The following is a 22659-nucleotide window of genomic DNA, read 5'->3' as shown; positions in this document are numbered from 1 at the left end:
TACAGGGATTAAAAGGTTGGAAATCGTTTTACGGGAATGAAACAATGAACCACGGTTCCTTGTTCAGGTAGGGAGCGTACCTGCAAGGTGCCTTGCAGCGCAGATATCCGCTCTTGCATTGCAGTAATGCCAAAGCCCATTTTCAATTGATTGGTACCGATGCCATCATCTTCGATGCGAAGGGAGACTTGGTCTTCGGCATAAGTGAGCACAATCTCAATGGAGGTTGCTTTCCCGTGACGTTTGGCATTCGTCAAGGATTCCTGCAGACAGCGAACGAGTGAAAGCTTGGTTTGTTCAGGGATCTCGAATTCATCACTAACCGTTGTGAAATGAATCTGTGTACCCGTGTGCAGCGCAAACTCATTGGCTAGACGGGATAGCTGCTGGGAAAGCAGCATATCTCCCTCTTGTGGGACCATCTGATGAATGCTACGGCGAACTTCTTCTAAACCGCCTCTAGTCACATTGCGTAGGACGTCGAGCTTCTGCTTCGCTGTCTCTGGTGAGACTTCGATGAGATAAGAGATAGCGTCCATCCCCATAATAACGGAGGTAAACGTATGACCAACCGTATCATGCAGCTCACGTGCCATCCGATTACGTTCTTCCATTAAAGTGAGCTGTTCGATCTGATTCGCATACTGCTCTAGTACGTTATTTTGCTCATGAATTAAATGATACTGACGTTGGTTCTCCCCTAGCAGCTTCTCCGTCTTCTCGTTGGAAGTAACGGCACGTTGCAAGCTAAGTCCAATTGCGAAGAAGAGGACGGCATTGAGGATTACACTAAATAGCTGTCCGACACCAGTGTCGCTGTGGAGCAGGAAAAAGTAAGTGACAGGCATCCCTAACATGAAGATAGGGGCGGTCCACCACGCATTTTTTCGGTCGGCGAGGAATCCAATGACCATAATTGGGCAATTAATGGTAAGTAGGGCATCTTGCTCCATCCAAGCCAAGTAAATTTGCAGAGGGATCCCGGTCAGCAGAACGGCAATGGGGTACCCAGTCGAATTGATATAATGGGGTCGCCAGAATAAAAATGGAGCCCCATAGGATAGCAAAATAGCCAATATGGTTAATAGGATTTGTGAGAATGGTTGCTCATAGATGTGAAGGCAGCTATAAAGTAAACCAAGCAGTGCAGCACCGGTTAAGACGATGAACAGGGACCATTCTACACCGTGCCACGGTCTTCGTTGGATCATAGATGAGCTCCTTTACTGGCAGGTCTTATCTTTCCATTGTACATAAAAAAAGGAAAAAGCCATAGTGAACGCAGTCATATGATTCTATATGACCGTAATCCGTGCTGCTTACCAGAAAGGTTCGAATGAGATTTTATGACTAGGCATGACAAAGGAAGTAAGGTAGGATTGGATTATATTGGAGTTAGAAGAGAGGAGATGTCGAATGCCAGCATCACAAGAGGCTCTTACACCCATCGTACAGGTGGATCAGATTTCTAAACGCATTGGTTCCAAAACCATTATTGATAAGTTAAGTTTCGATGTACCACGCGGCGAGGTTTTCGGCTTTCTCGGGCCGAACGGCGCGGGCAAAACGACAACAATCCGCATGATGGTCGGTCTCATGTCGATCTCAGAAGGGGATATACGCATTGGCGGGTATTCCATTCGGACTCATTTTGAGCAAGCGATTCGCCATATTGGCGCGATTGTAGAAAATCCGGAAATGTACAAATTTCTAAGTGGATATAAAAATTTAGTGCATTATGCCCGGATGATTCCAGGTATTGACGAGAATCGGATTGATGAGGTTATTGATCTTGTCGGGATGTCGAATCGTATTCATGACAAGGTCAAAACGTACTCCCTGGGCATGCGTCAACGACTAGGCATCGCACAAGCGCTGCTGCATAAGCCGTCTGTTCTGATACTAGACGAGCCTACCAATGGATTGGATCCTGCAGGGATACGTGAGCTTCGCGATCATTTGCGAAAGCTAACCCGTGATGAAGGGATTTCAGTTATCGTTTCCTCTCACCTATTGGCAGAAATGGAGCTCATGTGTGACCGCGTAGCCATAATCCAAAATGGCAAATTAGTGGATGTTCGACTTATCAAGGAATATGTTCAGGAGGATGGCAAGCAGCGGGTCGTCTTCGAAGTAGAAACGGTAGAGCAAGCGATGAAGCTAGCCTCCGAACAACGCATGCAAGTAGAAATCGTTGACAACGAACTTGTCATGGATCTCGACAAGCAAGAAACGGCCGAGTGGAATAGGCGATTCGTTGAGGCAGGTATTGCGGTATATGGCATTCGCAAAACGGCGAAGTCGCTGGAAGATCAATTTTTGGAAATGACGGGAAGTGATCCTATTGCTTAATCTCATCAAGAATGAGCATATGAAAATTTATAGTCGGCTTCGAACATGGATTCTCATGATTTTACTCATTGTGATTGTCGTACTGACAGGCGTGTTAACACATTCGGATAAACAACAAGATGATAGCTGGAAGACCAGAGCAGCAGAAACCGTTGAACATAATAAGACTGAGCTTGCGAATCCAGATGTTCCAGATAGTTTTAAGAAGCAGATGCGTGAAGAAAGTGCACGTCAGCAATATATGCTGGACCATGACTACCCGCCTATTGATAACACGTTATGGGGGGGCATGATCACTGCTTCTAGTCTGGTCATTCTGGTTACGCTGTTCACGGTTATTATCGCAGGAGATATGGTGGCAGGGGAATTTACGTGGGGAACCATCAAGTTGTTGCTCATTCGGCCAGCTAGTCGATCCAAAATCTTATTGTCGAAGTATCTGACAACCTTACTTTTTGCAGCTACGCTTCTGGTCCTCTTGTTCATCACGGCCTTGATCGTGTACGGCTTCTCGTATGGTTTTGAGCGGTTGAGCCTTCCACATCTAACTGTCAATGCGGCAGGGCAGGTGCAGGAGAAAAACATGCTGCTGTATGTGTTTGCAACCTATGGGTTTAAATTAATTGAGCTTGTGATGATTGTTACACTGGCTTTTATGATTTCGACCGTGTTTCGCAGCGCTTCCCTTGCAATCGGACTCAGCATTTTCATCATGTTCGCTGGCCAAGTGATTACGTTGCTGTTCCTGCGGTATACGTGGGGCAAATACTTCTTATTCGCGAATACAGATCTTACGCCGTATCTGGAGGATAGGCCGTTAGCAGAGGGAATGACGATGGGCTTCTCGATTACCATGCTTGTTCTGTATTTCTTACTATTCAATGTACTTTCCTGGGAAATATTCCGCAGACGCGATGTCGCGGCTTAACAACAAAAGAACGATCCTTCCGGTTCAGCTTTCACCGGGGGATCGTTCTTTTTATTTCTGAATATACGAATGAATCGCCTCTGGCACTTCCAAAAGAGAAGGCAGTTGGTAAAATGCGCCTTGCGGTGTGATATCAATCGTCCCGTTGTTAAATACCCAATCATCCGCAACGGGGATGTGAATCGCATGGATACCCGCATGCAGCGCTGGCAAAACATCGGTCGTGACCGAGTTTCCGATCATCCAAGTGTGCTGACGGTCAAAGCTTTGTTCCTGCACCAGCGTGTTCATAAATTCGCGTGTCTTATGAACGGTAACGAAGATGCGATCCTGGAAAAATGCGTCGAGGCCAACATCCTTGATTTTCTTCATCTGGATGGACACATCGCCGCCTGTGTAAAGATATAAACGATGGCCCGCTTGTTGAAGGTTCTCCAGGGTCTCATTCATCAGGGGATAAGGTTCAACCGTGTAACTATAGACGGTATGACCGAGCTGCATGAGCCAGTCCACTTCTTTGGCGCTGACAGGGCGGTTGTAATGCTGTGCGAACCAATGGTAAGTTTCCACGAAAGACTGTGGAAAACGCTCTGGCATAAAGCCGTGAATTTGGATGCCGGCAAGGTCGATTTGTAACTGTTTTTGCTTAATGTCCTGCTTAGTTAGTCGATGACCAGCATACCAGGTTAACATCAGATCAACGAATTGATCGATAACAAAGTCAAAATATTTATTGCAATGAACTAACGTGTCATCTAGATCAAATAGGATGGATTGTTCTCTCATAGTTTGTGTTCTCCTACATCAGTTAGAAAATGAGTTTCCAACTAGTATATCATGCGGGAAGCTTCAATCCTAGCGGTCAGGACGTTACATGGCCACTGTGTTGCCTTTGTACATATTTTCAGGTGCAGCAACAGGTCTATTTCCAGTCTCAGGCTCATTGTTTGGTACAGGCGCAGGTACGGTAGATTTGGTTTCCATTTTACTGCTGCCTTGGAAGACGCCGCCTTCCTCGATGATGAATGAAGCTGCGCTAATATTGCCATGCAGGGAGCCAGTTGAAGTGATGGTTAGTTTACCTTTGGTTGTAATATTTCCTTGCACGCTTCCAGCCAAAACGACGTCCCGCGCTGCGATATTGGATTTTACAATCCCATGTTCGCCAATAATGACGTCGCCCGCGCAATCGATATCTCCAGTAATTCCGCCCTCAATGCGAATGCTGGCCTCTGATTTAATGCGGCCTTCAAAGCTAGTTCCCTCACCTATCAGTGTATCGGTTGTATTAGGATTCATGAGGTTTTTTGTTTTTTTAAACATGTTAGTTGTCATCCTTTCGAAGCGATTTAAGATAAGGTTTGGGATCAATACTTTCGCCATTTTTGAGTACTTCATAGTGGAGATGTGCCCCTGTGCTTCGGCCTGTAGATCCGACTAAACCAATCGTACCGCCTTTTTCTACAGAATCCCCTTTGTTCACTAAAATTTTATTTAAATGCATATACCAGGTGCGTAAGCCCTTGGAATGCTCAATCACAATGTTGTTACCGTGGTAAATGTCCTTACCTGTACTGACAACCTTACCAGCTGCCGTTGCATAAACAGGGTCATTCTCGTGAGCGCCGAAATCAATGCCGGAATGATAGCTCGGTATTTTGGTAAAAGGATCAGATCTGTAGCCAAAAGGGGAGGTTACCACCTTCGTACTTGTTGGCCATAGCGTTGGCGTTATACGAAGCTGCTCTTGTTTATCGGCTACTTTTTGCTTCGTTGCAGTCAAATTGGTTTGCAAAGTCTGAACTTCGCCATTCAGTGCCGTAAAAGAGGCTAATGTATCTTGGCCCAGTTTAAGAATGAGTTCTTGTGTGACGGGGTTAGGGCTTCCTCCTACACCCGTTGAAGCTGTAGATTCACCAACAACTGGCTGATTGGCATTTTTCTTATCCTTTTCTGTCGTGGAGGTGCTTGCAAGGGCCTTGTTTCCGGGTTCTGGATCAATGCCAGCGATGGATTTGAGATCACTTTCAAGCTTCTTTACTTCTTCGACCTGTGTTTTCATCTGTTCAGCTTGCTGGGACAGTTGAATCACTTCATTTTGTAATTGTTCGATGGCTTCATCTTTGGAAGATAGGGCCTTACTCCATTGCTGGTTGGCACCGCTAAGCTTCGACTGTAAATCACTTGCCTGTTTCAAGGTATGTGCGTGTACAAAATAAATCGATATGGAAATCAACATTAGCAAGGAAAAGCATGCTGCTGCGATATAGGCTACTAAATGAGATATGCGAAACCTGACGACTGATTGATTAGCGTCTGGTATGATAACCAGTGTCAGTTTTTTGGGTTTCCACTTGAGCTTCATAAGGGCTGGATTAACTCCTGTCATGGTTGAATTTGGTAAAGTGAAGTTCTGTACATCATTCGTCATAATTTGCTAAAAACCTGCCTTCCTGCCTAGCAGTCCTAGTAAAATGAGTCTTAAGTAGGAAGGAATCCTGTCGTATATGATCGAATGTACTAATACAATTACAGAAAGCTGTAGATTTGGAGTGGAGGCACACATGATTAAGCTTGCAGGTATTGACATAGGGAACGATAGTATTAAGCTGGTGCTAGATGGGTCTAGAGAACCACTGGTGATACCGAATATCATTGCGCCGGGCTACGAAAGACACATTTTGCAGGAAGAAGATTCACCTTGGAAAGCATTGGATGTTGTCATTTACAGTCCGAGTCTTTCACAAAGGAATCAACGTTATTTCGTAGGGCAGCTTGCCTTGGAGCACGAGGATAACTTAGAACTTGAAGATACGGACAATAAAGCGCTATCGGATCAATCCCTCATTGTTGCACTGACAGCACTGGCTTATCAGGGTCTCACGAATCAAGCGGCTAATCCTGGCTACGGCAATGTGGACGAAGTTGAATATACATTAGGCACAGGTTTACCTGTCCGTGCATTCCCAAAATATAGTCAGACCTTCGAACATCGCCTGCTGGGTGAGCACGAAGTGACGTTTCTTTCCACACCGCAATTCCATAATCGCAAAATTAAAGTTTCGATTCGCAAAGTTGCTGTCTCCATTGAAGGTGCTGCGGCTATGTTTCACATGGCGACACACGACAGCCTGCAAGTGAAGGACGAAGAAATATACAACGGCTGTATTGGTGTTTGCGAAATCGGTGCATTGACGACAGATTTCCCTGTTATCAAACGTATGGCGATCGATAACCATTTCAGCCATGGCGAGCAAATTGGAATCGCAACGTATTTGGATGCTATCATTCGGGACGTTGAAGATGCCTATGGTCACTTGTTCCCGAGTCGTGCAAAGCTCGCGCAAAGGGTGAAGAATCGTCAGTTCACGATTCAGCTTCCTGGCGAAGGCCAAGTAGATATTCGGCCAATCGTTGATCAACATTTTCGTCGCGCAGCTGTACGCATGGTAGAAATGATCAAGAAGCGCTGGCGTAAATGCCCGGATATTCAATGCTTTTACGTAATTGGTGGCGGTGCTACTGCACTGAAACCGTATATCCAAGATGCGGCAGGGGCCATGAAATTGCGTTTCACCAATGATAGTGAGTACCTCAATGTACACGGCTATTTGAAGGTTGCAAAAAGCCGTATGAATCATTCCGTACCTGTTTAATTTGTCCTAGGCACTCGCTGAAGCGGGTGCTTTTTTCATTGTTAAACGATAAGCATTCCTCCACATTTCATTTCACGAAAGCAACTCGAGCTATTTACTTGCTTCCGCTTGTTTCAGCTTCGTGGTCTCCATGTAAGTGGTCAATGTCGTTAGGAGTAGACTGCTGCCGAATCCAATCGCGCAAATCACTCCAATCAACGGAGATTTTCCACCAAACATGAGACCAATTAGAACAAAAGCAACGCAAACGGCCAGCAATAGATTCCCTCCCCTTAACCAATTCGTGTAAGAAAGACGTTGGCTGAGCTTGCCTGAATTTTGTTCAGGATCCTGCTTAGCATGAGTGCCGCCGGAAGAGGAGTTGAATGCTTTGGAATGACTCCGCTGTTTGCGAATCCCTGCTATGAGAAGGAGAATCATGATGAAAGGCTGGTAGGCCAGAACAATGACCGGCAAGCTGAAATTGGAAAAGGAGAGCAGCTCAGTCGTGCTTTTAAAAGAAAGGCAAGTCGTTAGAGCCAACATAAGCCCGATGGGTTTATTGATCATTGGATAATTTCGTTCATTAAATAGGGAGCTGATGCCGATCAGAAGTGCCAAGTAAATCGCGATGATTTTACAAGCCTCCGTTGGATACCAGATCATGAGCATGACGAGATCAAGTCGATCTAGAAAGTCAGTGACATGAATGGTCTGGACCAAGTTGAAAGTGGGATAGGAGAAATTGGCAGGCATTCTAGGTCCGAGTACGGCAATTATGGCGAATAGAATAAGGGTAAGTAGAAAAAAGCCAAGCAAAGAGCCATGTCGAATAGCAGATCGCACATGATTGGAATTGTAAATCGTATGAAGAAAAGCACCTAGAATGAATACATCCCCAGCACTTCCAAGTGTCAGCATGGAACTAGCAGTCCAGTGTTGAAGCGGCATAGTTAGGACCGGCGTTGCGAGCCGTAAAAAGAATTCATTTGATAGGAGCAGCGGCATAATGGTGATAGTAATAACGAATAACGGGTAGAAGAGATCATTTACACGTGCTATAACTTCTACGCTCGTTTTGCCAAAGTAAATCATTAACAAGCAAGTCAGTAAAAATAATATTTCCAAAGGAGTTGAATGGAGTAAAAGTGTCGAGCTAAATCTGGATACGGAGGAAATATCACGGACAACAATCTGCCAGAAATGAAACAAAATGATCAGATTTAGACAAGTGCCTAGCCATTGGCCAAGTATTTCTTTGGATATTTCAAAAATGTTCCTTTGCGGATAGAGTTTGGCTATAAAACCAAAGAAACCAGCTATCAGGAATACATAGATAATCGAAAGTAAATAGCTGAACCAAGCGTCCATTTGATTGATACGAATTAACTCATTTTGCAAGGTGAGGATGCCTCCGCTGGTCACGATGGAAGAAGCTAGCCAGGAGAGTTGGCGTTGGTTAATGACTTGCTTACTATCCATAAGGAAACCACCTTTCTACTTAGATGCCAAGAACTCGGATAAGCCAAGGAGAAACATTTTGCACGAAGAAATAGGGAGGCATCGGTATGTCGATGTGAAAATATTTTGTCGCGAGAAGGACAAGAATCATGCCAACGGCAAGACCATAGGTTATTTGGTATCCCGCTTTCGCCTGCCGCAGCATTTTGCGATCCATAAGAAAGAATCCAACTAACAAGGTGAGAAAGCTAATGATGAAGATGCCATCCATCGTTAAATACCTCCCTTGGTCACGTTGCGATTAATAACGCCGGAATCAGGAATAGTGACCTTAACCACAATATTGAATTCGGCTTCTTTAAAATAATGTTCCCAGTCCTTCTCATAGTGTTCTTTCCATTCCTGAGGGTGAGTCCGCCAAACCATGAGACCTAGTTGAGCCGAATCTGTACCTTGTTTTTGCATCTGTTTAATCGTCGCTAATATGCAAAGTTTGATTTCCTCTGCAAACTTGGTTTCAACGATCCGAAGGTTTTCGGTCTTAAATAAATCCTCATCAGACAAGTCTTCGCGTATGGCTCCACGAACATCGACGAGAACGTCGAATCTAACTTTATCCTCAAGAAGTTTAGGTGTAATAGCTGACTTGCCTCCAATGACGGCAATGGAAATATCTTTGCCTTCTTTCATGGGGAACGTGAGTTGCTGCTCTTTCACTTGATTTCGAAGCCACATGAGGCCATTGGCTTCTTTCTTTTTATAGACGCCAACCATCTTGTCCCCTTTGAATTGAACGTAACCAGCCATTTGGATTTCATTTGCTGACTCTTTAACAGAATCGCCCATATGCGGTTGCATATAGCTCATGATTGGGTCGCTTTTGAAGCTTAAAGACAGACCCACATCCTTCATAGATGTAGGCATGGATTGGCGTGATTTGGCCAGCTCTCGAATGGTTTCTGCAGGGAATCGTTCGAACTTGGGTTCAGCCTTCAAGAGGTCATAGCCCTTGCCTTTCGCAACGACTAGGAAGCAAGTCATCCGATTCTCGGGTGATCGCGGTAGGACGTCAAATATCGAATTGATGCCATCCTTAGCGAGTTCTTCGCCAATGACAATCGTGCGTCGATGTGAGAGGAATATTCGTCGTGACAACCGCATTTGAAGCTTGCTGACCGCATCGCGGAAGGTGTTCCCTACCTCTGAATCAATGTAATAGCTTTTTCCTCCAGCTGTTCCGCCGCCTCCGCCGCTTGCCCCGCCCATAGAACCAGGAAGCGGGAACATATACGCGACACGATATCTGCCGTCATCTTCTAGATCAATGGAAGACGTAACGACAAATGCGAGGTCATTCGTCTCCGTACGATCCCAACAGCCAGTAAGCAGAGTCGTGGAACATAGAAAGATGGCGACCATTCTTAAACGCAGTTTAGGATGAATCATTTGATTGCTCCTCCTTACTGGCTTTGTGTACGTGGTCTATGTTGCTGCCATCCAAACCTCCGGCTTTCCTGATTTGATCCGGCAATGCATTATCCATACTGATGTTATCTTGAATGGCCATAAATTCAGGCCGCTTCTGCAGCTGCCACCAAGGCGCACGAATGAGCACATCTCTAATATCTGTAGCAGATAAAGGACCGATTGGTGATAAATATGGAACACCGAAGGAACGAAGATTCGCCATGTGTCCGATAAGAATCATTAAGGAGAAGAAGATTCCGTAGAAGCCAAAAATAGCGGCAGCAATGAGAATGGGAAAACGCAGCATCCGAATGGCAATCGCCCCGTTGAATCGTGGAATCGTGAAGGAAGCTATCCCAGTAATGGATACAACAATGACCATAGGTGCTGAAACGATACCTGCCTGCACCGCCGCCTGTCCAACGACGAGTGCGCCCAAGATGGAAACAGCTGAGCCCACTGCCTTAGGGAGTCGAATGCCTGCCTCACGCAAAGCCTCGAAAGTAATTTCCATAATGAAGGCTTCTACAACTGACGGGAAAGGGATTGCTTCCCGTGAGGCAGCGACGCTAAGCATTAAAGCTGTTGGTAGTAGTGCTTGATGGTACGTCGTTATTGCGACATAAAGTGCAGGTGTCGTCAAAGACAGAAACATGAAGACATAACGAAGCATACGTAAGAGCGAGCTGATCTGGAATCGTTCATAGTAATCTTCGCTTGTCTGCATAATTTGAATGAAGACGAAGGGAACGATGAGTGCAAATGGGGTCCCGTCAGTAAGGATGGCAACCCGTCCCTGAAGTAAGGCGGAAGCAACTACGTCAGGACGCTCTGTATATTGCATTTGTGGAAATGGCGAATAGGCGTCATCTTGAATGAGTTCTTCAATCATGCCTGATTCTAGAATGGCATCAATCTTGATTTGCTCAATTCGTTTGACGACTTCTTCAATCAATGAAGGCATGGCTAAGTCATCCATATAGCACACGACAAGATTCGTATTGCTTTGTTTGCCGACACACATGGATTTCATCTTGAGTTTAGGTGTTTTTAACTTGCGGCGGATCATGGAAGTGTTCGTCCGGATGCTCTCGACGAAACCTTCCTTCGGCCCGCGCACGACGGTTTCTGTCTCCGGTTCACCAACTGAACGCTTCTCTGTGCCACGGATGCCGAGCAGAATGGCTTTCGCGTTCCCCTCAACAAGCAGAGCAGCATCGCCGCCCAAGACAGAAGTGAGTAAATCGCCATAATTATCGGAAATCTGTGTCTGAGACACGGGCAGAATCACATTCGCAATGCGTTCAATCGAAGTTTCTCCACCACCAATGAGCATGAGTGATTTCATAGTATCGTTCAGTAGTTCCGTATTGGTTAGACCATCAACGAATAGAAGCAGGGCTGGGATATGCGGATCAATCTCGAATTCCCTCACAACGACATCGGAGCATTCCGTGAACATATCTTTGATAAATTTATGATTCTCATCTAACAGCAGCGAGAGCTTCGTTTTCTTAAGGTCCTCGATGAATGGAATATCGAGTGCTTGCTCCAGAGTGGGCGGGGGAGGACCTTCACTTGATGAGTGAGATTTCCGACTTTGTAGGATGCTTTTCATCAAATATTTCGGTGTTTTGGCCATAAGCGATAGGCACCTCCTGTTACGCTGAGTTGAAGAAATAAGAATGCGTAGATTATATTCTGCGAAACAGAAGGATTTTATTACGAAAGTTGGAAAAATTTATTGCACGGGTCGTATTGGAAAGAAAAGGTATAGCACGGAAGACCTTAGCAAAAGCTATCTCAGCATGAAGATGTAGGGACTGGAGATGGTGTTGTTGTTATGGGTACTGCTACTGCTGTTGTTGTTTATATTTCAGGCAGCTACGATTCTCATTTGTGAATATAAAAGGCCTGCAAAGTCAGTCGCATGGTTAAGTATTTTATTTATTTTTCCAATAATTGGATTTATTATGTATATCTTCATTGCAAGGGAATACGTTAGACGGAAGCGAATTCACATCCTCGCCAGTCCTCATGATGATAAACGAGAGTTCGAAGGCGCCACTTCCAAAGTCGGATCAGCCTCACAAAATGGTGTAGACAGCTTCTTGGCAGGTGAAATACGCCTGCGTGAGTGGCTGCGCCACGTGCCTCATGCACCGATTACAGCATGGAATCGCGTTGAAGTACTCACGAATGCGGATGTGGCGTACGAGGCGATGCTGCAGGAAATAAGGAAGGCACAACATCATATCCACTTCGAGTTCTATACGATCCGCGATGATGCGATAGGGTTAAGATTTCAACAAGCTTTGCTTGAAAAAGCGAAGGAAGGGGTAATCGTGAGGGTCACCTACGATGGCATTGGCAGTCATTCGCTTTCGAAGGCATACACAGAGACATTGAAGCGTGCTGGGATTGCTGTTCAACCATTCTTAAAGCCGCTGATTGCGTTCTTTGATAAACGACTGAATTATCGAAACCATCGTAAAATCGTGGTTGTGGACGGCTTGGTCGGGTTCGTAGGTGGAATCAATATTGGTAATGAATACGTAGGCGGTGATCCGAAGCTTGGTTTCTGGCGAGATACCCACCTCATGCTGCAGGGTGATTCGGTCTATGATTTACAGCGAACATTCTTGACAGATTGGTTCTTTGTGAGCGGTGAGAGATTGGTTGGACACAGCTATTATCCATCTCATTCCGTGCAAGAATCGTCGTTCGTGCAAGTCATTTCCAGTGGTCCCGATGTAAGATGGGATGCTATTCAGGAGATGTATTTCGCGGGTTTGATTGCTGCTAAACAGCGAATATGGATGACAACGCCTTATTTCATTCCAGATCCCGGCATCATAATGGCTCTCAAATCAGCGGCGATCAGTGGTGTAGATGTGCGTATTATTCTCCCTTTCAAGGCCGACTCTCGTATCGTTCAATACGCTTCAAGGTCTTTTTTGCAGGAATTGCTGCAGGTTGGGGTACGATTCTACTTGTACCGAAAAGGCTTTATTCATGCCAAAGTGATTATCGTCGATGACATCATGGCGACATCGGGGACGGCTAATGTGGATTTGCGAAGCTTTTTCAGCAACTTCGAGTTGAATGCGGTGATGTTTGACGAGAAGGTGATTCGCCGTTTGGAGAGCGACTTCGAGATGGATCTGAAGGAATGTACGGAAGTTAGACTTGATGAGTTTGAGAGGCGGTCGCGGAGTGAGAAAAGGAAGGAGAGGATTGCGCGGCTATTATCTCCTTTGTTCTAAATGAAAAAGAGTAGTTCTGGATAGAACTACTCTTTTAATTTCGCTAAAATAGCGTCTAAGTTTTGGGGAGAAACACGGTCAATTAGGTCTCCATAGGTTCGTAACCGATTCATGATGGTGAGTTGATTGAACTCGCGAGGGCTAGGATGGAGCTCGACCTCTTTCCAAAGTAAGGGCGTTGAAACGGTGGCATCCTTTTTGGCGCGTGGCGTATAGGGAGCCGAGAGTGTTTTGCCGTACCAATGCTGGAGATAGTCGATATAAATCTTATCACCCCGATTTTTCTTGAAGCGCTCAATAGTAAACAGTTTTGGATGCATATTCACCGCATACGCCGCTATAAACTGCCCCACACGTCGGAGCTCTTCGAATGTATAGCCAGGTTGAATAGGAATGTAAATTTGCACACCAGTAGCACCAGAGGTTTTGGGAACCGACTGAATATGCAGCGAATCGAGGACTTCACCTATAATAAGAGCTGCTTCCATGATGCGAGGTTCTTCCTCTAAGGTAGGGTCAATATCGATCAACCATTCCGCAGGAAGTGTTTCCCCGATGTAATGGAAAGACGGATGAAATTCCAAGCATGTAAGATTCCCAAGCCACATGAGCGTAGATAAGGAGTCTAAATTCACATAGTTAATACCGTCCAGCGGCGCAAGCTTAACGAAGCTGGGGACAGGATCCGGAGCATTTTTCTGATAAAATGACTTATCATCGTACCCGTGTGGAAAGCGAATCGTCGTTAAATGACGATTACGACAGTAACGTAAGAGGTACGGCGAGAGCTCACTTAACTTCGTTAGATAATCCGCTTTCGTGATGCCTAGATCAGGCCACAGCGGCTTATTCGGATTCGTGATCGTTAACTCGTTGCCTTCTACGAGAAGCGTCGCTTTCTCTGCTTTGAACGCCATAGGTCGGGGAACTCCTTCTTAGCTTGGTCGTATCACCAATTATTGCCTAGTCAGACACTTCTCAAACGGAGTAGTAAGTGTTCCCCTGCATGTCAGGCTACGACCCGCAACCATAGATACAAACCGATCAACGTGATAAGCAGTGTTGGTACCGTTAGAATGATACCTGCTTTCATATAACCGCCCCAAGTAATTTTGACACCTTTTTTCGCTAGAACATGAAGCCAGATAAGGGTTGCAAGCGAACCGATTGGCGTCATTTTCGGTCCCAGATCGGTCCCAACGACATTGGCGTAAATCAACGCCTCTCTGAGTATGCCCTCCGTTTGAGTACCTTGAATCGCTAGGGCATCAATCAGCACCGTCGGCAAATTGTTCATGATCGAGGAGAGGATCGCTGCAAGGAAGCCCATGCCTAAAGTGGCAACGAACAGACCTTCCCTTGAAATAATCTCGATCACATCCCCAAGCGCATCCGTGAGACCGACATTTTTAAGCCCGTAGACCACGACATACATTCCGATAGAGAATATGACAACGGCCCACGGAGCTTCTTTCACAATTTTCTTGGTATCCATCACAGCGCTCGTTCTGGCAATGAGTAGGAAGCCAAATGCGGCAGCGCCAACGAGGAATGAAACAGGAACATGAATAAATCCACTGCCAATATAAGCGATTAATAGAATACCGAGAATCCACCAAGATAAGCGAAACAGACGGAGATCTTTAATCGCTTCCGAAGGAGGTCTCAGCTCTGCAATATCATAGGTCTCAGGAATTTGTTTGCGATAATAAAGGTAGAGAACCAGCAAGCTTGCGCCTAATGAGAATAGACTCGTTACGAACATTCGGCTTGCATAAGTGACGAAATCGATCCCGAAAAAATCAGCAGAAAGAATGTTTACCAAATTACTTATGACAAAAGGCAGTGACGTAGTGTCCGCGATAAAGCCGCTTGCCATAATAAAAGGAAGAATGGCGGCATCTGGTAACTTCATCGCGCGGACCATGGCTAATACGATAGGTGTAAGGATCAGGGCTGCCCCATCATTGGCAAAAAAGGCCGACACCGCTGCGCCGAGCAGGATCACGTAGACGAACATGAGCTTGCCGTTACCTTTGGCTAGGCGTGCCATGTGGAGGGCAGACCATTCGAAGAATCCGATTCCGTCTAAGATAATGGAGATTACAATAATGCCCACAAATGCGAGTGTCGCGTTCCAGACGATGCCTGTAACTGTGGCGACATCCTGCAGGGAAACAACTTGGCAAGCAAGGGCAAGCAAAGCTCCTGCTGATGCTGTCCAACCAATGCTTAAGCCTCGCGGCTGCCAAATGACGAAGGTAATCGTAAGTAAAAAGATGAGAATAGCTAAATAAATCATGACAGCCTCCAGATCGACAGTTAAATAAACGACGATGTAAATATCTCAAATTTATGGAGGTCTGTATAGATATAATTTTATGAAGGGGAAGGAAGTGTTCAATTAAAAAATGCAAACAAGGGAATAAAACCCTAGTCTGCATGTTGAGTACCCTTATTTTTTAACCACAGGCACCCAAAATTCGCCGTAAAATGTGCCATCGCCATTATCTTTGCGATAAGTCGCATTGGGACCACCGATGTAAGCATAATCCGTGATTTGGGCCAAGACTTCGCCAAAAGCGCGGTAAGTCAGCTGATCAAATAAAGTTTCCTTGTCGCCGTTACCTGAGACCACGATGTACTCGCTCTCTGGAAATTCAATGATGCGCGTTGCGTCACCCACTGATTTGCCAGCTTCTACCGCGAAATAATTCCACGGTTTACCTTGATAAACCTCGTTGACTGACCATTCGCGATCATCTTTTGCGGCGTTTTTGAGCTTATTAAAGCGCCCGTCAGCCTTGAGTTTGTCCCAAAACTCGTTTTTTTCTTTTTGCATAGCTGGCATGTCTTGAAAGTTCGACTGGATTGAAAAACCATAAGCGGTCAATGTGAATGATTTCTTGTGATCAAGTGTGTAATTGGCCATGAGATTGCTCCTTACATGGATTAGTTTCCTACTTTATTGGCACGAAGCGACATTTCCCCGTAGAATTCACCTGTTTCATTTGCTTTCACGAACGTTGCGTTACCAGGACCGACATATTTATACTCTTTGATTTCTTGAAGCAGGCCGCCGAATACCTTGCCTGTGATTTCGTCAGCAAGACGGTCTTTGTCAGCACCTGTCCCAGGCACGACGATGTACTCGCCAGCTAGGAAATCGAGGACGACCGCGCCTTCCACCTCGAACTCACCCATCACGCCGAAGCCGCGCCAAGCCTTGCCGTCCACGACGTAGTTGATTTGATATTCTTGCCCGTCAGCGAGTGCGAGAAGTTCAGCAAGCTTGCCATTTTCAGTGATTTCAGCTTTCTTCGCTGCCGTTTTTGCTGCATTACCTGCCCAGTCGTTGAAGTCATCAAATGTAACACCAAAACCCGTCATTTTGTAGTTTTCTGAGATTGTTTTGATTGCGTAGTTAGTCATATTTATTCTCTCCTTTGGGGGATGTTTTCTTCACAAGACTGATTCTACGGGTCAAATGTATCAAGAAATGATACCTTTTATTGAAAACTAAAAATTGACATTATACAACCGTCTGAGCTGACATTTTAGGCTCCATATTTGATATAATAACATCATGAAAAAAACAGAACGAGTAAACCTAATCATGCGTTACATCAATAACCGCGCGCATTTTACGATTGGTGAGATTGTGCGGGAGTTTAAGATTTCCCGTGCGACGGCAATTCGCGATATCGAAGAGATTCAGACGATGGGTTTTCCGTTGACGTCTGAACTTGGGCGTGGTGGTGGATACCATGTCCTGCCCAATCAATATTTACCCGCCGCTCGCTTTACGCCAGAAGAGTTGAAAGCGATTTTTATCAGCTTTATCGCCTCGAAAAATTCGCAGCTGCCTTATCTGCAAAATCGCCGCTCCATTACCGAAAAACTGATCGGTATTGCGTCGCAAACCCAGCAAGACGAGCTGATCGAGCTGAATAATATCTTGCTTTTCGAAAATACAAATCCCGCTAATCCCAATCTTTTGGAGCTTGATGATGCGGCCCCCGCGGAGCTAAACCAGCTGATTTCGCTTGCTGTTCGGGATAAACATTTACGCGTGACTTATGAATTGAGTGTTGGCTGGCCACAGTTGCTGGACGTTTATTTGCTGCATATATTTAACTCAAATGCGCAGTGGCTGGTAGAAGTTTACGATTTGGATACGGATGAGTTTCGCTATTTACCTGTTGAGATGCTAAGGGATTCGGCCATTTCTGAGGGGAAGATGAAGTGGACTGAACAAGAGATTTTAAACAAGAAGCTGCTTCGTGCACGTGAATCCAATCTTGTTGTGAAACTGGATACGATTGGGATTCAGCGCTTTAAGCGTATGCACCCGCCTGGGATCATTTTGTCCTTAACGGGGATGTTTCAATCGAGCGGGATTTTCAATGTTCAGTTGGATGTGACCGATACAGAAGCGCTGGCGTATTATGCGGATTGGCTTTTATTTTTGGGCAAAGGAGTCGAGTTTGAGCGGATTCCTGATGAACTGCGTGTGATTTTGGAAGAGCGTTTAGCTGTGTTAAAATTTCGATAATCCCATCTTACTGCTGAAATGTACAGTCAGTAATCTGTACATCAACCAAAGACTGAATACTAGGGTGTCTCATGGTTCCATTGGATGTCCACTCTAGAAATTGCACTTTTACTGTATGCTCAGGTTTAACCCAAATGGCCTCATTACTTCTTGCTGGTTCATTGGCAAACGGTCTTTCCGTAATAATCTTTGATTGAATCAACTGAGTCAAATTTCGCCAATCATTGTTGCTTAACTTTCCCGTTCCTGCATGACCAATGTAATGCAAATTTCCTTGATCAAACAAACCTAAGAGCAGTGCATTCACAATGCCATTTCGAAGTGTTACTCCACCTATAACTGCATATAAATCATGAAATATCTTTTTCTTTTGCCAACGTGTATCTTTCCCTCCGATTAGATATTTTCCTCGAAGGTCCTTACTAATAACGCCTTCCATACCATGTTCTTTCATAACCTCAAATAATTTATTTCCATCGGCAAAATTTTGCGTTATTTGTACGTTTGAGTTTGGGATAATGACCTCTTCAAGAATTTTCTGTCTATCTAGCAATGGTCGATCTAGTAACCAAATATCGTTGTACATGACGATATCAAAAATCATATAAGTGATTGGCGTGCGACTTAATGCAAGGTCAATACTTTTTTTATTTCTTAACGATTCTCTTTTCATTACCTCGTGAAACGCAGGTTTCTTTTGGTCGAATGCGATTATTTCCCCGTCAATGATACAAGAAGTAGCGGAGCAATAGGTTTGAATAGCTAATAACTCAGGATATTGGTTGGTTCGATCATTTTGTTTGCGATTCATTAATCGAACCTCATGACCATCAAAATAAGTTAGCATCCTCACGCCATCCCATTTTATTTGTGTTATCCAGTCACTTGACGTTGGTATTATTTCTGTACGTATGGGCTCGAAGGGGACTATTGGATGTAGTTTCATGAATGTCTCCAAGTATGTTTTACTTTCCATTATTTCCATTATGAGAAGAGAGAAACATGTAAGATGAGATGAAATTCATTTATCAAACAAAGCACACCATTGCTTCTTGTTAAAAAACACCTGCAAAGGAAACAACTGAATAGCCTAATGGATTTGAGAGCATAACAATACGTAAATGAATGTGGGAAGAAAAGGAGAGTTAGGCATGAATCAACCTTTTCCTGAGGATCCAAGTATCAGCAAGGAAACGTTTCATACCCTGGTTTCAGCAGATATTTCCTCGAATATCCTTCATTTGCGGACGTTATTTAAAGACTGTGATGATGTTGTTTTCTCAGTGTTTTATTTGGAGAACGGCATGAAAGCAGCCCTCCTGTATTTACGGGGGATGGTGAATGTAGAACTGCTTGATGGGCATGTCCTTGAACCGATTAAGCACGCTAATACCGAAAGTATGAAATCGATGAACGAGGCGATGAGCTACATCCAGGTGCCCGAGCTTAATGAGGTAGGCATTTTGGGGGGTATCCTGAACGAAGTGCTGAACGGTAAACCGGTTCTGATGCTAGATACCCTTGAAGGGGCCATATCCATTGGCATTTCGCATTTTGAAGGTAGGAATGTAGAAGAGCCATTGGCTGAATCTATCGTCAGGGGCCCGCGCGAGGGGTTCGTTGAATCCTTAGAAGTGAATCGATCATTAATTCGCAAAAGGTTAAAAACACCCGCGTTGAAATTTGTTCCTTTCATTCTAGGTAGTTATTCGAAGACGAATGTCACGATAGCGTACATCGAAGGGATCGCGAAACCAGAAATCATAAAAAAAGTTTCGGAACGAATCGCTCGAATTAAGATTGATGGCGTTCTAGAGAGCGGCTACATCGAAGAGCTGATTGAGAACAATATCTACTCGCCTTTTCCTCAATTACAGTCAACCGAACGACCGGATGTGGCGGTATCAAGTCTGTTAGAAGGTCGTGTTGTCATTATTACGGATAACACGCCGATTGCGCTCGTAGCTCCCACGACATTTTGGTCATTGATGCAATCGCCTGAGGATTATTATGAGCGATTTCTTATTGGAAGCTTGATTCGCTGGCTCCGATATACCTTTTTCTTAATCGCTATGCTAGCGCCAGCCATCTATGTTGCTGTATTAACTTTTCATCATGAAATGGTACCTACAACGCTATTGCTGCGTGTTGCCAAATCACGTGAAGAGATCCCCTTCCCGGCATTGGTGGAGGCGTTGATTATGGAGATTACATTTGAAGCGCTGCGTGAAGCGGGCGTACGACTGCCTAGGCAGGTCGGTTCTGCCGTCAGTATTGTAGGAGCACTCGTAATTGGACAAGCCGCCATTCAAGCGGGCTTGGTTTCTGCCCCGATGGTTATGGTTGTAGCCATTACCGGTATTTCTTCCTTTATGATGCCGCAATACTCAGCAGGTATCTCCTTACGCATCCTTCGGTTTCCCATTATGATACTATCTGGCATCTTAGGATTGTTTGGTTTAATTCTGGGGTTGCTGTTAATCATCAGTCATCTGTGTATTCTTCGATCTTTCGGTGTCCCTTATTTGGCACCATTTGCCCCGATTTATCCAAAAGGCATTAAAGATGTCCTATTTCGTGCTCCCATCAGCAAATTGACATCTCGTCCCGCCTTTTATGCAGCTAAAACGAATTTGAAAAGACAAGGCGAAAACCAAAATGACCAGAATGAGGACTAGCGGATAGGAGGACCGCAATGAGGAACTATATAGTCTTTCCTATCATTTCCCTTTGCGTGCTGCTCTTAACGGGATGCTGGGATCGGATCGAAGTGAATGACATGGCTTTTATCATTGCAGCAGGTATCGACAAAGGCCTAGATGATGGTGAGGTTGAAGTGACTGTCCAAGTCTTCATCCCGAATCCGGCAGCCTCCGCTGGAGACGGAAGTGCTGGGAATGGCAATGTTTATACTGTTTCAGTGTCAGGAAGTTCTATGGCAGATGCGTTAACTGAATTGCAAAAGAAGTTCCCTCGCTATTTTTCTTGGGGTCATGCCAAAGCGTATTTCTTTGGTGAAGCATTGGCGCGAAGCGGCATGTTTGATGATTTTGATTTTCTATTTAGGGATATTCAGCCGCGGGAACAGGCTAATTTCTTTGTATGCAGAGGAACAGCCAGGGCGCTGTTAGAGACGCAAAATGATCCCAACTCGTATGAAACGTTAATTAAACTCTCTCAGAAGCCACTGATTCAGTCTTCGACGATGCATGATATCGAGGAAGTGTTGAGTGGAGAGTCAGGGGACTTTTTACTGCCTGTTGCCAATAAAAGCAATTTAATTTCCAACAAATCTCACAAATCGATTATCACCGTAGAGGGCATGTGCGTCATACAAAAGGGCAAGCTAGTGGGCTTTCTAACACATGAATCAGAAATGGGAGTTCGATTGTTTATTCATGAAGATCTTGGACGGAATATTACAATTACAGAGCAAGAAGATGGCGGGAAAATTGTCATCAAAATCATAACGACTGATCTCCATCTCCATCCAATAATTGAGAATGGGATTTGGAAAATGAAGGTCCAACTGAAATTAGAGGCGGATGTTGTACAAAATTCAACAGACATAAGCCTGGCAAATGGCTCAGATAACATGAGGAGATTAGACGAACCATTCGATCGGAAGATTTGCAAAATTTTGACCGATACCTTACAACAATTACAAAAAGAACAAAAGGTAGACGTACTTGGCTTTGCCCGAGCCTTTCATAAAAAGTATCCACGGGAGTGGAAGAAGGCCAAAGAGGAGTGGCATACCATCTATCCGTCCATAGACGTTGAGCTAGATGTCAAAAGCGTGATACAAAGACCAGGTATATCTAATTTCCCAATGATAATGGCTCAATAATGGTAGAGAGGAGGGGCGTTCATGAGTGATATGGATTTATCAAACCGGCAAATATTCTGGATGATGGTTAGTACGCAAATTATTATGACCATACTGCTTACGACTTCGCCAGCTGCTCAAATGGCTAAGCAGGATGCGTGGATATCGATCCTATTGGCCACATTGGTGGGGATGGCCATTGCTTATGTTTGTGGGAAGCTTAATGTGATTTTCCCAGGACGGACCATCGCTGAATACAATCGAATATTGTTAGGCAAATGGTTAGGTTGGGTGATCACTGCTCTCTACATCTTGGTTTGGCTAGTTATTCTGACCGTGATCTTGCAGCAATTCAGTTTATTTATTACAGGAACCATTATGCCTAAGACGCCCCTCTATGTGGTTGAAGTGCCGATGCTTCTTGTCGTACTTTATCCTACTTTACATGGGGTAGGCGTGATAGCGCGTATATGTGAAATTACGGGGCCGATTATTTTGCTCTGTGTGGTTGGCCCTATGCTGCTTGGTATCAATCAAATGAACGAGGATCGACTGCTCCCCCTTCTTGTAGATAACAATGTCATGTCCATCATGAAGGGGGCGCTTCCGACATCAGCTTTCTTAGCTGATTGTATTCTGCTCATGGTGCTGATCGCTTTTGTGAGCAAAAGGAAGCACACCGTTCGCTACGCCGTCAGCGGTGTTATGCTTTCAGGCATACTGACAACACTGTCCATGATCGTCAGTATCCTAATGTTTGGTCCCAATGTAGCTGCTGCCTATCCGTATCCGATGTTAATGATTGTTCGATCCATTTCTATTGGCGGCATTATTGAAAATTTGGATGCCATCGTGGTGAGTATTTGGATTATAAGTATTTTTACGAAATTGGGGCTTTATTTATTTGTTGCAAGCTACGGGGCGTCACAGCTATTAGGTATGCAAAACTGGAAAATCGTCACATGGATTACTGCACTCGTTGTGATGCTCTTATCCTTCATACCCGTTAACTATGAAGAGATCTCGATTATTTTCCCGCAAAAAATAGCGGCGCCCATCATTTTTCCAATTTTCATGGTTATTGGGCCGTTAGTGCTGCTGATGTTAGCGCTGATGAAACGAAAAAAGCTGAAACCTGCCTCGCAGGGGTGAGGGCACCAAATAAC

At 44.8% G+C, this 22659-nt stretch carries 21 protein-coding genes; 8 read left to right on the top strand and 13 right to left on the bottom strand.

Annotated elements, in window-relative coordinates:
• Nucleotides 1-8: 8 nt before the first annotated feature.
• Nucleotides 9-1211, bottom strand: a complete 1203-nt coding sequence (locus AC58QT_RS14545; protein WP_497409592.1) for a sensor histidine kinase — start codon at nt 1209-1211, stop codon at nt 9-11.
• 205 nt (nt 1212-1416) lie between these two features.
• Between AC58QT_RS14545 and AC58QT_RS14540 the strand changes: the two genes are divergently transcribed.
• Together AC58QT_RS14540 and AC58QT_RS14535 are read left to right on the top strand one after the other, a co-directional pair.
• Nucleotides 1417-2352 carry an ABC transporter ATP-binding protein gene (locus AC58QT_RS14540; protein WP_497409591.1) on the top strand — a complete coding sequence of 312 codons (936 nt, stop codon included), beginning with the start codon at nt 1417-1419 and terminating at the stop codon, nt 2350-2352.
• Entirely contained in the window at nt 2345-3280 is a 936-nt protein-coding gene (locus AC58QT_RS14535; RefSeq protein ID WP_497409590.1) for an ABC transporter permease, read from the top strand. Before AC58QT_RS14540 ends, AC58QT_RS14535 begins: the two co-directional genes overlap by 8 nt.
• 51 nt (nt 3281-3331) lie before the next feature.
• On the opposite strand, the gene AC58QT_RS14530 is transcribed toward AC58QT_RS14535, so the two are convergent.
• The 3 genes from AC58QT_RS14530 to AC58QT_RS14520 all read right to left on the bottom strand — a co-directional run bounded on the left by AC58QT_RS14530 (nt 3332) and on the right by AC58QT_RS14520 (nt 5645).
• Nucleotides 3332-4066, bottom strand: a complete 735-nt coding sequence (locus AC58QT_RS14530; protein ID WP_497409589.1) for an HAD family hydrolase — start codon at nt 4064-4066, stop codon at nt 3332-3334.
• An 84-nt stretch (nt 4067-4150) separates the two neighbouring features.
• Nucleotides 4151-4603: a bactofilin family protein gene (locus AC58QT_RS14525; protein ID WP_497280579.1), complete on the bottom strand. Its 453-nt coding sequence runs from the start codon at nt 4601-4603 to the stop codon at nt 4151-4153.
• A 1-nt stretch (nt 4604) separates the two neighbouring features.
• Complete coding sequence (locus tag AC58QT_RS14520; protein ID WP_497409588.1) at nt 4605-5645, bottom strand: peptidoglycan DD-metalloendopeptidase family protein; 1041 nt, start codon at nt 5643-5645, stop codon at nt 4605-4607.
• Between the two features lie 199 nt (nt 5646-5844).
• Here AC58QT_RS14520 and AC58QT_RS14515 point away from each other — a divergent pair, with 199 nt between their 5' ends.
• Nucleotides 5845-6936, top strand: coding sequence for a ParM/StbA family protein (locus AC58QT_RS14515; protein WP_310499712.1), 1092 nt, complete (start codon nt 5845-5847; stop codon nt 6934-6936).
• A gap of 90 nt (nt 6937-7026) precedes the next feature.
• On the opposite strand, the gene AC58QT_RS14510 is transcribed toward AC58QT_RS14515, so the two are convergent.
• From AC58QT_RS14510 to AC58QT_RS14495, 4 genes are read right to left on the bottom strand one after another with little or no spacing between them, the layout of a single operon-like run.
• The gene (locus AC58QT_RS14510) at nt 7027-8397 is read right to left on the bottom strand and encodes a GerAB/ArcD/ProY family transporter (protein WP_497409587.1); all 1371 of its coding nucleotides are present in this window, start codon (nt 8395-8397) and stop codon (nt 7027-7029) included.
• Between the two features lie 19 nt (nt 8398-8416).
• Nucleotides 8417-8647, bottom strand: coding sequence for a hypothetical protein (locus tag AC58QT_RS14505; RefSeq protein WP_497409586.1), 231 nt, complete (start codon nt 8645-8647; stop codon nt 8417-8419).
• Between the two features lie 2 nt (nt 8648-8649).
• A complete protein-coding gene (locus tag AC58QT_RS14500) occupies nt 8650-9822 on the bottom strand; it encodes a Ger(x)C family spore germination protein (RefSeq protein WP_497409585.1) in 1173 nt (390 codons plus the stop codon).
• Nucleotides 9809-11485, bottom strand: coding sequence for a spore germination protein (locus tag AC58QT_RS14495; protein ID WP_497409584.1), 1677 nt, complete (start codon nt 11483-11485; stop codon nt 9809-9811). The genes AC58QT_RS14500 and AC58QT_RS14495 overlap by 14 nt, the downstream gene beginning before the upstream one ends.
• Before the next feature lie 196 nt (nt 11486-11681).
• On the opposite strand from AC58QT_RS14495, the gene cls reads away from it, so the two are divergent.
• Nucleotides 11682-13109, top strand: coding sequence for a cardiolipin synthase (gene cls / locus AC58QT_RS14490; protein WP_497409583.1), 1428 nt, complete (start codon nt 11682-11684; stop codon nt 13107-13109).
• A 26-nt stretch (nt 13110-13135) separates the two neighbouring features.
• Here cls and ligD read toward each other — a convergent pair whose 3' ends face one another.
• The 4 genes from ligD to AC58QT_RS14470 form a co-directional block, all read right to left on the bottom strand.
• Nucleotides 13136-14026 carry a non-homologous end-joining DNA ligase gene (ligD, locus tag AC58QT_RS14485; protein WP_497409582.1) on the bottom strand — a complete coding sequence of 297 codons (891 nt, stop codon included), beginning with the start codon at nt 14024-14026 and terminating at the stop codon, nt 13136-13138.
• Between the two features lie 92 nt (nt 14027-14118).
• Nucleotides 14119-15411 carry an arsenic transporter gene (locus AC58QT_RS14480; protein ID WP_497409581.1) on the bottom strand — a complete coding sequence of 431 codons (1293 nt, stop codon included), beginning with the start codon at nt 15409-15411 and terminating at the stop codon, nt 14119-14121.
• 153 nt (nt 15412-15564) lie between these two features.
• Nucleotides 15565-16041, bottom strand: a complete 477-nt coding sequence (locus AC58QT_RS14475) for a GyrI-like domain-containing protein (protein ID WP_497409580.1) — start codon at nt 16039-16041, stop codon at nt 15565-15567.
• 20 nt (nt 16042-16061) lie between these two features.
• Nucleotides 16062-16541 carry a hypothetical protein gene (locus AC58QT_RS14470; protein ID WP_497409579.1) on the bottom strand — a complete coding sequence of 160 codons (480 nt, stop codon included), beginning with the start codon at nt 16539-16541 and terminating at the stop codon, nt 16062-16064.
• Between the two features lie 154 nt (nt 16542-16695).
• On the opposite strand from AC58QT_RS14470, the gene AC58QT_RS14465 reads away from it, so the two are divergent.
• The gene (locus AC58QT_RS14465) at nt 16696-17664 is read left to right on the top strand and encodes a helix-turn-helix transcriptional regulator (protein ID WP_497409578.1); all 969 of its coding nucleotides are present in this window, start codon (nt 16696-16698) and stop codon (nt 17662-17664) included.
• A 7-nt stretch (nt 17665-17671) separates the two neighbouring features.
• Here the strand turns inward: AC58QT_RS14465 and AC58QT_RS14460 are convergent, their stop codons facing one another.
• Nucleotides 17672-18610, bottom strand: coding sequence for an ATP-dependent DNA ligase (locus tag AC58QT_RS14460; protein WP_497409577.1), 939 nt, complete (start codon nt 18608-18610; stop codon nt 17672-17674).
• Nucleotides 18611-18815: 205 nt separating this feature from the next.
• Here AC58QT_RS14460 and AC58QT_RS14455 point away from each other — a divergent pair, with 205 nt between their 5' ends.
• The 3 genes from AC58QT_RS14455 to AC58QT_RS14445 are packed head-to-tail and all read left to right on the top strand — an operon-like array spanning nt 18816 to nt 22645.
• The gene (locus AC58QT_RS14455; protein ID WP_497409576.1) at nt 18816-20342 is read left to right on the top strand and encodes a spore germination protein; all 1527 of its coding nucleotides are present in this window, start codon (nt 18816-18818) and stop codon (nt 20340-20342) included.
• Between the two features lie 17 nt (nt 20343-20359).
• Complete coding sequence (locus AC58QT_RS14450) at nt 20360-21514, top strand: Ger(x)C family spore germination protein (protein ID WP_497409575.1); 1155 nt, start codon at nt 20360-20362, stop codon at nt 21512-21514.
• A gap of 21 nt (nt 21515-21535) precedes the next feature.
• Complete coding sequence (locus AC58QT_RS14445) at nt 21536-22645, top strand: GerAB/ArcD/ProY family transporter (protein ID WP_497409574.1); 1110 nt, start codon at nt 21536-21538, stop codon at nt 22643-22645.
• Nucleotides 22646-22659: the final 14 nt, after the last annotated feature.

The organism is Paenibacillus sp. J31R109 (assembly GCF_059692055.1).
Note: the sequence above shows the minus strand (reverse complement) of the source record. Positions and strands in the feature narration are given on the sequence as shown.

Bases quoted from the DNA above. Each gene is read 5' to 3' on its own strand.
- AC58QT_RS14545 (WP_497409592.1), bottom strand. From the start codon at position 1,211: ATGATCCAACGAAGACCGTGGCACGGTGTAGAATGGTCCCTGTTCATC.
- AC58QT_RS14540 (WP_497409591.1), top strand. From the start codon at position 1,417: ATGCCAGCATCACAAGAGGCTCTTACACCCATCGTACAGGTGGATCAG.
- AC58QT_RS14530 (WP_497409589.1), bottom strand. From the start codon at position 4,066: ATGAGAGAACAATCCATCCTATTTGATCTAGATGACACGTTAGTTCAT.
- AC58QT_RS14525 (WP_497280579.1), bottom strand. From the start codon at position 4,603: ATGTTTAAAAAAACAAAAAACCTCATGAATCCTAATACAACCGATACA.
- AC58QT_RS14520 (WP_497409588.1), bottom strand. From the start codon at position 5,645: ATGAAGCTCAAGTGGAAACCCAAAAAACTGACACTGGTTATCATACCA.
- AC58QT_RS14515 (WP_310499712.1), top strand. From the start codon at position 5,845: ATGATTAAGCTTGCAGGTATTGACATAGGGAACGATAGTATTAAGCTG.
- AC58QT_RS14510 (WP_497409587.1), bottom strand. From the start codon at position 8,397: ATGGATAGTAAGCAAGTCATTAACCAACGCCAACTCTCCTGGCTAGCT.
- AC58QT_RS14505 (WP_497409586.1), bottom strand. From the start codon at position 8,647: ATGGATGGCATCTTCATCATTAGCTTTCTCACCTTGTTAGTTGGATTC.
- AC58QT_RS14500 (WP_497409585.1), bottom strand. From the start codon at position 9,822: ATGATTCATCCTAAACTGCGTTTAAGAATGGTCGCCATCTTTCTATGT.
- AC58QT_RS14495 (WP_497409584.1), bottom strand. From the start codon at position 11,485: ATGGCCAAAACACCGAAATATTTGATGAAAAGCATCCTACAAAGTCGG.
- ligD (WP_497409582.1), bottom strand. From the start codon at position 14,026: ATGGCGTTCAAAGCAGAGAAAGCGACGCTTCTCGTAGAAGGCAACGAG.
- AC58QT_RS14480 (WP_497409581.1), bottom strand. From the start codon at position 15,411: ATGATTTATTTAGCTATTCTCATCTTTTTACTTACGATTACCTTCGTC.
- AC58QT_RS14475 (WP_497409580.1), bottom strand. From the start codon at position 16,041: ATGGCCAATTACACACTTGATCACAAGAAATCATTCACATTGACCGCT.
- AC58QT_RS14470 (WP_497409579.1), bottom strand. From the start codon at position 16,541: ATGACTAACTACGCAATCAAAACAATCTCAGAAAACTACAAAATGACG.
- AC58QT_RS14465 (WP_497409578.1), top strand. From the start codon at position 16,696: ATGAAAAAAACAGAACGAGTAAACCTAATCATGCGTTACATCAATAAC.
- AC58QT_RS14460 (WP_497409577.1), bottom strand. From the start codon at position 18,610: ATGAAACTACATCCAATAGTCCCCTTCGAGCCCATACGTACAGAAATA.
- AC58QT_RS14455 (WP_497409576.1), top strand. From the start codon at position 18,816: ATGAATCAACCTTTTCCTGAGGATCCAAGTATCAGCAAGGAAACGTTT.
- AC58QT_RS14450 (WP_497409575.1), top strand. From the start codon at position 20,360: ATGAGGAACTATATAGTCTTTCCTATCATTTCCCTTTGCGTGCTGCTC.
- AC58QT_RS14445 (WP_497409574.1), top strand. From the start codon at position 21,536: ATGAGTGATATGGATTTATCAAACCGGCAAATATTCTGGATGATGGTT.